The following is a 7653-nucleotide window of genomic DNA, read 5'->3' on the forward strand; positions in this document are numbered from 1 at the left end:
GACAGGCCGCGCACGGGCGTGCCCAGCAGGCTGCGCGCCAGCAGAATGACCACCAGCGGCTGGATCGCGCCCAGCGTGGCGGCCACGCCGCCCGGCAGGCGGTACGCCGCCACGAACAGCAGGGCCCAGAAGACGGAGAAATTCAGCGCGCCCAGAATGAAGGTGCGCAGCCACCAGATGCCCTGGGGCAACTGGCGCACGGCCAACAGCAGCAGGAGGCCGGCCGGCAGGGCGCGCAGCATGGCGACCGTCAGCGGATAGTCCTGCGGCAGCATCAAGGTGGTGACGACATAGGTGCTGCCCCAGATGGCGGGCGCCAGCGCAGTCAATAGCAGATCGGAACCGCGGTTCATGGTCATGCTCCGGCAAGGGCTCAGGCGAGTTCAAGCACGTCGTAGACGGGGCGGCGCGGCTTCTGCGGCCAATTGCCGTCCTGCGCGTAGCCCATGGCGACCAGCATGACCGGCACTTCTTCCTGGCGCAGGCCGAAGGCCTCGGTCACGCCGGCCGCGTCGAAACCCGTCATCGGGCTGGCCGCCAGGCCTTGGGCCTGTCCCGCCAGCATCAGGGTGGAAGCGCCGAAGGTGGCGCTGCGCACCGCCTCGTCGCGACGGGTCTGCGGCGAGTCGGTATAGAGGCGGCTGGCCGCGGCTTCCCACGACGGCACCATGGCCGCCGGCATGAAGCCCGCGTCCACCGAGGCTTGCAGGCGGTCGGCCATCCAGGCGGCCCGGGGCAGCACGCCCAGCACGATGAAAGTCACCGCCGCTTCGCTCACCTTGGGCTGGTTCCAGGCCAGCTCGCGCAGGCGGCGCTTGCCGTCCTGGCTGCGCACGGCGATGAAGCGCCAGTTCTGCAGATTGAAGGCGGTGGGAGCGCGGGTGGCCCAGGAGATCAGGTTGCGGATGTTGTCGTCGTCCACGCCGCGGGCGGGGTCGAAGAAATTGGCGGAATTGCGTTGCGCGATTGCGTCGGTCAGGGCGTGGTTCATGGCTGCGATCCTTGGGATTTGCTGGGGTTGCCGGTTCGCCACATGAGCGCCGACTCCATGTCCACAGGCTAATTGAATCGCCGCTTGGCGATAATATCCATTCCATTGGCAATATCATTCACTAATGGTGAATAATCTATGGATCATCTGACGGCGCTGAAGGTTTTCAGGCAGGTGGTGGAGCGCGGCGGCTTCGCGGCCGCGTCGCGCCAGATGGGGCTGTCGCCTGCGGCGGTCAGCAAGAACATCGCCGAACTGGAGGCCCACCTGGCGGCGCGGCTGCTCAATCGCACCACCCGCCGCATGAGCCTGACCGAAGCCGGCGCGCGCTACTACGAACAAGTGGCCCGCATCCTGGACGACCTGAGCGAAGCCGAGCAATCGCTGGGGCCGCTGCAGCAGGCGCCGTCGGGCACCTTGCGGGTCAGCGCGCCCATGTCGCTGAGCCTGGTCCGGCTGTCCGCCGCCATGCCGCGCTTCCTGGAACGCTATCCGCAGGTATCGCTGGACCTCAACCTGGAGGACCGTCGCATCGACATCGTCAAGGAAGGCTACGACCTGGCGATCCGCGGCACCGACAGACTGGAGGACTCCAGCCTGGTGGCGCGCAAGCTGATGACGCTGGACCACGTGCTTTGCGGCGCGCCGGTCTACTTCGAGCGTCACGGCGTGCCGGCCTCGCCCCTGGCGCTGCGCGGCATGGAGCGCGTGCAGTTCACCTTGTCGGGCCATGCGGACGAATGGACCTTCAAGCGCGCGGGCGAAACCGAGCGCGTGCCGGTGCGCGGACGCTACCGGGTGAGTTCCAGCCTGGCGGTGCGCGATGCGCTGCGCGCGGGCTTCGGCGTCAGCCTGGTGCCGCGCGTCTACGTGCAGCAGGACCTGGACAGCGGTGCGCTGCAGGCGGTGTTGCAGGACTGGAAGCCCGACGAGACCTACGTGTACGCGGTGTATCCGTCGCGCCGCCACATGGTGGCCAAGGTGCGCGCCTTCGTCGACTTCCTGCTGGAAGAGCTGGGCGCGCCGCAGGAATGACCCTGCGGCGGCCCGGCGCCGCTCAGTACATGTGCTGGCCGCCGTTCATGGCGACATTGCTGCCCGTCATGAAGCCGGCGGCGTCGCTGCAGATGAAGGCGACCAGCGCGCCGATCTCTTCCGGGCGGCCCAGCCGGCCCAGCGGGATCTGCGGCAGGATCTTCTCCTTCAAGACCTCTTCGGGCACCGCCTCCACCATGCGTGTCGCCAGGTAGCCTGGCGACACGGTGTTCACGGTCACGCCCTTCCTGGCCAGTTCCAGCGCCAGGGATTTGGTGAAGCCGTGGATGCCGGCCTTGGAGGCCGCGTAGTTGGTCTGGCCGAACGAACCCTTGCTGCCGTTGACGGAAGAGATGTTGACGATGCGGCCCCAACCGCGGTCGGCCATGGCGCCGCACAGCGGCTGCGTCATGTTGAACATGGAATCCAGGTTGCTGCGCAGGACGTCGGTCCAGTTGTCGTAGCTCATCTTGCGCAGGCTGGCGTCGCGGGTGAGGCCGGCGTTGTTGATCAGGATGTCGATCTGGTGGCCGTCTTCCTCCAGACGCCGCGCCAGCGCCTGGCACGAGTCGTAGTCCGCCACGTCCACCTTGTACATGGCGTAGTGGCGGCCCAGGGCCGCTTCCGCGTCGACCCAGGCCCGCGCCGCGTCTTCGCTGGAGTGATAGGTGATGATGACCTTATGGCCGGCATCGTGCAGGGCCTGCGCGATGGCCTGCCCCAGGCAGCCGGCCCCGCCGGTGACGAGCGCCTTGCGTTCAGCCGTCATGGTGGGCTCCCGGCTTGTTGGCGTCGCGCATGGCCGAGCATGCGGACGCCATCTGGTTGGACAGGGTGGTCCAGATCTGGGCCATGGGCGTGGCATCCAGGCCCATGGCGCCGCCGCTGGCCTGCTTCAGCCAACCCGTCATGGCTTCGCTGATGCCCGAGGCCAGGGTGGCCTGTTCTTCCAGCAGCGCGTGGGTGATGGCCTGGCTGGCTTCAAGCTGGCTTTGCCACTGTTTGCGTGTGATCTCGCCCAGCGCGGGAGCGATCTCCTGCCAGTTGCCGGACTGCTGCAGCGGCGCCAGCGTGGCGAGGTATTGCTCGGCGTTGCCGCCGGCCAGGCGGCGGCCCAATTCGATCCAGCGTTGCTGGCTTTCCTGCGCAAGCTGGGCCATGCGCTGGCAGTAGGCGGCATTGGCGCTGGCGAGGCCTTGAGGCATGGAGGCAGTTGTCTTCTTCATCATCCGTCCTTTTAAGAGAGTGGTAAGGGGTAACGAATACACAGGCCTCACGCCATCTGGCTGAGGGTCTTGCGAAAGCGCGCCAGGGAGAACGCGAACAGGACCGAGCCTATCAGCGCCAGCGCCAGGAAGGGTTGCCACACGACGCTGATGCCCGCGCCGCGGTAGAGAATCGCCTGGCCGAGCTCCACGAAGTGGGTGGTGGGGGCGGCCAGCATGATGTCCTGCACGAACTGCGGCATGCTCTCGCGCGGCGTGGTGCCGCCCGACAGCATTTGCAGGGGCAGCAGCACTAGTACCAGAAGCATGCCGAACTGCGGCATGCTGCGCGCAAGCGTGGCCATGAATATGCCCATTGAGGTTGTCGCGAACAGGTGCAGCGCCGCCCCGACCAGGAACAGCGCCACCGATCCTTCGATCGGCACTTGCAGCAAGCCGCGTACCACGAACGTCAACGATAGCCCAGCGGACGCCAAAACCACCAGCCCCATCGACCAGACCTTGGCGACCATGATTTCGGTCGGCGTCACCGGCATGACCAGCAGGTGCTCGATGGTGCCGTGCTCGCGCTCGCGGATCAGCGCCGCGCCGGTCAGGATGATGGACAGCATGGTGACGTTGTTGATGATCTCCATCAGCGCGCCGAACCAGGCCTGGGTCAAATTGGGGTTGAAGCGCATGCGCACGGCCAGCTCCACCGGCAGCTCGTTGGGCGCGCGGTAGCGTTTGACGAACTCGTTGATCTCGTCGGTGATGATCTGCTGGATGTAGCTGCTGCCCGTGAACGCCTGGCTCATGCGCGTCGCGTCCACGTTCAGCTGGATTTCCGCGGGCCTGCCGGCCAGCACATCGCGCTGGAAGTTCGGCGGGATGTTGACCGAGAAGGTGTAGCGCCCCGCATCCATGCCGGCATCGGCCTCGGCCGACGTCGTCACTTCCGGCGGCGTGAAATGGGGCGGATAGAAGGCCGAGGTGATGCGCGCGGACAGGGGCGAGACGTCCTCGTCCACCACGGCGATGGGGGCGTTGTGCAGCGTTTCCGGCACGGCCGTGGCCGCGGTGTAGATCATCAGCGTGAACGACACGAGGATCAGGATCAGCATCATCGGGTCGCGCGCCAGGCTCCACAGTTCCTTCACGCCCAGGCGGTAGATATTGGCCAGGTGCCGCATCTCAGGTCTCCTGTTTCTTCAGCAGCAGCGCCGAGGCGCCCAGGATGACGGGGATGGCGATCAGCAGCGGCCAGAACGAGCCTTGCAGATTGGAGAAATCCAGGGCCTTGCTGAAAACGCCGCGGCTGATGGTCAGCATGTGCGTGGCGGGGTAGATCTGCCCGATCAGGCGGCCCGCGCCTTCCAGCGACGACACGGGGTTGAGCAGGCCGGCGAACTGCACCGCGGGCACCAGCGTGCCTATCATGGTGAAGAACAGCGCGGCGATCTGGCTGCGCGTGAAGGTGGAGGCCAACAGGCCGATGGCGGTGGCCACCACGTTGTAGATCAGGGCGGCCGCGAGCAGCGTCAGGAAGCTGCCGGTGATCGGTACCCCGAACAGCGTCACGGCCAGCAGCGTCATCAAGAGGAAATTCAGCATGGCCAGCGCCACATAGGGCGCCTGCTTGCCCAACAGGAACTCCAGCCGCGTGACGGGCGTAACGTATAGATTGATGATGGAGCCCAGTTCCTTCTCGCGCACCACCGCCAGCGCGGTCAGCATCGCAGGCATCATCAGGAGCAGCAGCGGAATCACGGCGGGCACCATGGCCGGCAGGCTGCGCACGTCGGGGTTGTAGCGGAAGCGCGTCTCTATGCTGACGGGCAGGGTGGCGCCTGCGCCCAGGCGTTCGCGCGCCTGCTGCATCAGCCAGCCCTGGTGCATGCCCAGCACATAGCCGCGTATGGTTTCGGCGCGCTGCGGCATGGCGCCATCGATCCAGACGCCGATCTGCGCGCCGTTGCCGCGTTCCGCGTCGCGGGCGAAGCCTTGCGGTATTTCGATGGCCAGCGACAGCTCGCCGCTGCGCATGCGCGCGTCCATCTCCTCGTAGCTGGTGATGGGCGGGCGTTCGATGAAGTAGCGCGAGCCTGCCAGGTTCAGGCTGTAGTTGTGGCTCAGACCGGTCTGGTCGCGGTCCATGACCGCGTAACGCAGGTCTTCCACATCCATGCTGATGCCGAATCCCATCACGAACATCAGCAGCAGCGACCCCGCCAGGGCCAGCGTGGCGCGCACCGGGTCGCGGCGCAGTTCCAGCGATTCGCGCCACATGTAGCTCAGCATGCGCTGCAGGCTGAAGCCGCGGTGTTCCGGCGTCTCGGCGGGTGCGGGTTCCATGGCGGGGGCGGCTTCAGCGGGCGTGTCTTCCGGCTTGGTGCCGGCGCCAGCGTCGATCAGGTAGGCGATGAACGCCTCTTCCAGCGTCTTGGCGCCGCGCATCCGCGTGATCTCGTCCGGCGATGCGCTCACCAGCACCTTGCCCGCATGCATCAGCGACATGCGGTCGCAGCGCTGCGCCTCGTTCATGAAGTGGGTGGAAATGAAAATCGTGACCTGGTCGTGGCGAGCCAGCGCGATCAGCAGCCGCCAGAAATTGTCGCGCGCGACCGGGTCCACGCCCGAGGTCGGCTCGTCCAGGATCAGCAGTTCGGGCTTGTGCACCATGGCCACCGCCAGCGACAGGCGCTGGCGCACGCCCATGGGCAGGTTCTCGGGCAGGGCGTCCAGCGCCTCGCCCAGGTCGAAGCGCTGCGTCATCTCCTCCACGCGCGCCGGGATCTCGGATTCCGGTACGTGGAACAGGCGGGCATGCAGCACCAGGTTCTGTTTCACCGTCAGTTCCCCATACAGCGAGAACGCCTGCGACATATAGCCCACGCGGCGGCGCGTGTCGATGTTGCGGGGATCGACTTCGGCGCCGAACAGCCAGGCTTTGCCCTCGCTGGCTGGCAGCAGGCCCGTCAGCATTTTCATGGTGGTGGACTTGCCGCAGCCGTTCGATCCCAGGAAACCGAATATCTCGCCCTTGCGGATACGGAAATTGACGTGGTCCACCGCGACGAAATCGCCGAAGCGCATGGTCAGGTCGCGCGCCTCGATGGCGACTTCGGCGTCTTCGTCGATGGCCAGCGGCACGATTTCCACCGGCTTGTGGCCGCGGCGCTTTTCCTCCGGCAGCAGCGCGATGAAGGCGGCTTCCAGCGAGTCCGCGCCGGTGCGTTGTTGCAGTTCGGCCGGCGTGCCGGTGGCCAGCACCCGGCCCTCGTCCATGGCGATCAGCCAGTCGAAGCGTTGCGCCTCGTCCATGTAGGCCGTGGCCACGATCACGCTCATGCCGCTGCGTTCGCGGCGGATCTGGTTGATCAGGTCCCAGAACTGCGCGCGCGCCAGCGGGTCCACGCCGGTGGTGGGCTCGTCCAGGATCAGCAGGTCGGGATCATGGATCAGGGCGCAGCACAGCCCCAGCTTCTGCTTCATGCCGCCGGACAGCTTGCCGGCAGGCCGCGACAGGAAGGCCGACATGCCGGTGCTGCGGGTCAGGCTGTCGATGCGCCGGCGGCGCTCGGCCTCGTCATGGCCGAACAGGCGGCCGAAGAACTGCAGGTTCTCTTCGACCGACAGGGTCGGATACAGGTTCTTGCCCAGGCCCTGCGGCATGTAGGCGATGCGCGGGCAGACGGCGTCGCGATGGCGGCGGCTGGCCATGTCGCCGTCCAGCACCTCCACCTTGCCTTCCTGCACGGCGCGCGAACCGGCGATCAGGGCCAGCAGGCTGGACTTGCCCACGCCGTCCGGGCCGATCAGCCCGACCATGCGGCCGGCGGGAATGTCCAGCGTGATGCCGTCCAGCGCCACGGTCTTGCCGTAGCGCAGGCTGACGCCGGACAGCGTCACGACGGGCGCGGTGTCCGGGGAGTCCATCAGGGCACCTGGACTTCAAGGTTGGCGGGCCATTGCGCATCGGCGTCGAGTTTCAGCCAGGCCACGCCCGGCAGGCCGGTCTTGACCTGCTTCAGATGGCGCTGCAGCAGCTCGGGACTGATCTGGGCCTTGACGCGGAACATCAGCTTTTGCCGTTCGCTGGCGGTCTCCACCGTCTTGGGCGTGAACTGCGCGGTGCTGGCCACGAAGGACACCTTGGCGGGAATGACGTATTGCGGCGCGGCGTCGAGGATGATGCGCACGTCCTGGCCCAACGCCACGCGGCCGGCTGCCTGCTCGGGCAGGAAGAAGGTCATGTAGACGTCGGACAGGTCCACCATGTTCAGCACCTTGCCGCCCGCGCCCAGCACTTCTCCGGGCTGGGCCACGCGGTACTGCACGCGGCCGTCGCGCGGCGCTCGCAACTCGCTGTCGACGATGTCGGCCTCGATGCGGGCGATGGTGGCCAGCGCCGCCGTGACG

The 7653-nt window shown here is 66.9% G+C and carries 8 protein-coding genes; 1 reads left to right on the top strand and 7 read right to left on the bottom strand.

All coding sequences use genetic code 11. The features are described 5' to 3' along the window. Both VIR09_RS16415 and VIR09_RS16420 read right to left on the bottom strand, forming a co-directional pair. Nucleotides 1-353: EamA family transporter (locus VIR09_RS16415; protein WP_414639437.1), on the bottom strand; the 353-nt coding region annotated here is incomplete at its 3' end. A gap of 20 nt (nt 354-373) precedes the next feature. Then, nucleotides 374-991, bottom strand: coding sequence for a nitroreductase family protein (locus tag VIR09_RS16420; RefSeq protein WP_332013833.1), 618 nt, complete (start codon nt 989-991; stop codon nt 374-376). Between the two features lie 138 nt (nt 992-1129). Between VIR09_RS16420 and VIR09_RS16425 the strand changes: the two genes are divergently transcribed. Beyond that, nucleotides 1130-2026: a LysR family transcriptional regulator gene (locus tag VIR09_RS16425; protein WP_332013834.1), complete on the top strand. Its 897-nt coding sequence runs from the start codon at nt 1130-1132 to the stop codon at nt 2024-2026. Between the two features lie 22 nt (nt 2027-2048). On the opposite strand, the gene phbB is transcribed toward VIR09_RS16425, so the two are convergent. From phbB to VIR09_RS16450, 5 genes are all read right to left on the bottom strand, one after another. Continuing rightward, nucleotides 2049-2795, bottom strand: a complete 747-nt coding sequence (gene phbB, locus VIR09_RS16430) for an acetoacetyl-CoA reductase (protein ID WP_332013835.1) — start codon at nt 2793-2795, stop codon at nt 2049-2051. Next, nucleotides 2785-3231: a hypothetical protein gene (locus VIR09_RS16435; protein WP_332013836.1), complete on the bottom strand. Its 447-nt coding sequence runs from the start codon at nt 3229-3231 to the stop codon at nt 2785-2787. The genes phbB and VIR09_RS16435 overlap by 11 nt, the downstream gene beginning before the upstream one ends. 68 nt (nt 3232-3299) lie before the next feature. Then, entirely contained in the window at nt 3300-4424 is a 1125-nt protein-coding gene (locus VIR09_RS16440) for an ABC transporter permease (RefSeq protein ID WP_332013837.1), read from the bottom strand. 1 nt (nt 4425) lies between these two features. Further along, nucleotides 4426-7170, bottom strand: coding sequence for a ribosome-associated ATPase/putative transporter RbbA (gene rbbA, locus VIR09_RS16445; RefSeq protein WP_332013839.1), 2745 nt, complete (start codon nt 7168-7170; stop codon nt 4426-4428). Further along, the coding region (locus VIR09_RS16450; RefSeq protein WP_332013840.1) for an HlyD family secretion protein at nt 7170-7653 on the bottom strand (484 nt) is incomplete at its 5' end. The genes VIR09_RS16450 and rbbA, both read right to left, overlap by 1 nt.

The sequence above is a fragment of the Achromobacter sp. genome, from assembly GCF_036567245.1.
Taxonomy (GTDB): Bacteria; Pseudomonadota; Gammaproteobacteria; order Burkholderiales; family Burkholderiaceae_B; genus Achromobacter.

Excerpts from the sequence above, each read along its gene's own strand:
- VIR09_RS16440 (WP_332013837.1), bottom strand. The coding sequence starts at position 4,424 with ATGCGGCACCTGGCCAATATCTACCGCCTGGGCGTGAAGGAACTGTGG.
- rbbA (WP_332013839.1), bottom strand. The coding sequence starts at position 7,170 with ATGGACTCCCCGGACACCGCGCCCGTCGTGACGCTGTCCGGCGTCAGC.
- phbB (WP_332013835.1), bottom strand. The coding sequence starts at position 2,795 with ATGACGGCTGAACGCAAGGCGCTCGTCACCGGCGGGGCCGGCTGCCTG.
- VIR09_RS16425 (WP_332013834.1), top strand. The coding sequence starts at position 1,130 with ATGGATCATCTGACGGCGCTGAAGGTTTTCAGGCAGGTGGTGGAGCGC.
- VIR09_RS16435 (WP_332013836.1), bottom strand. The coding sequence starts at position 3,231 with ATGCCTCAAGGCCTCGCCAGCGCCAATGCCGCCTACTGCCAGCGCATG.
- VIR09_RS16420 (WP_332013833.1), bottom strand. The coding sequence starts at position 991 with ATGAACCACGCCCTGACCGACGCAATCGCGCAACGCAATTCCGCCAAT.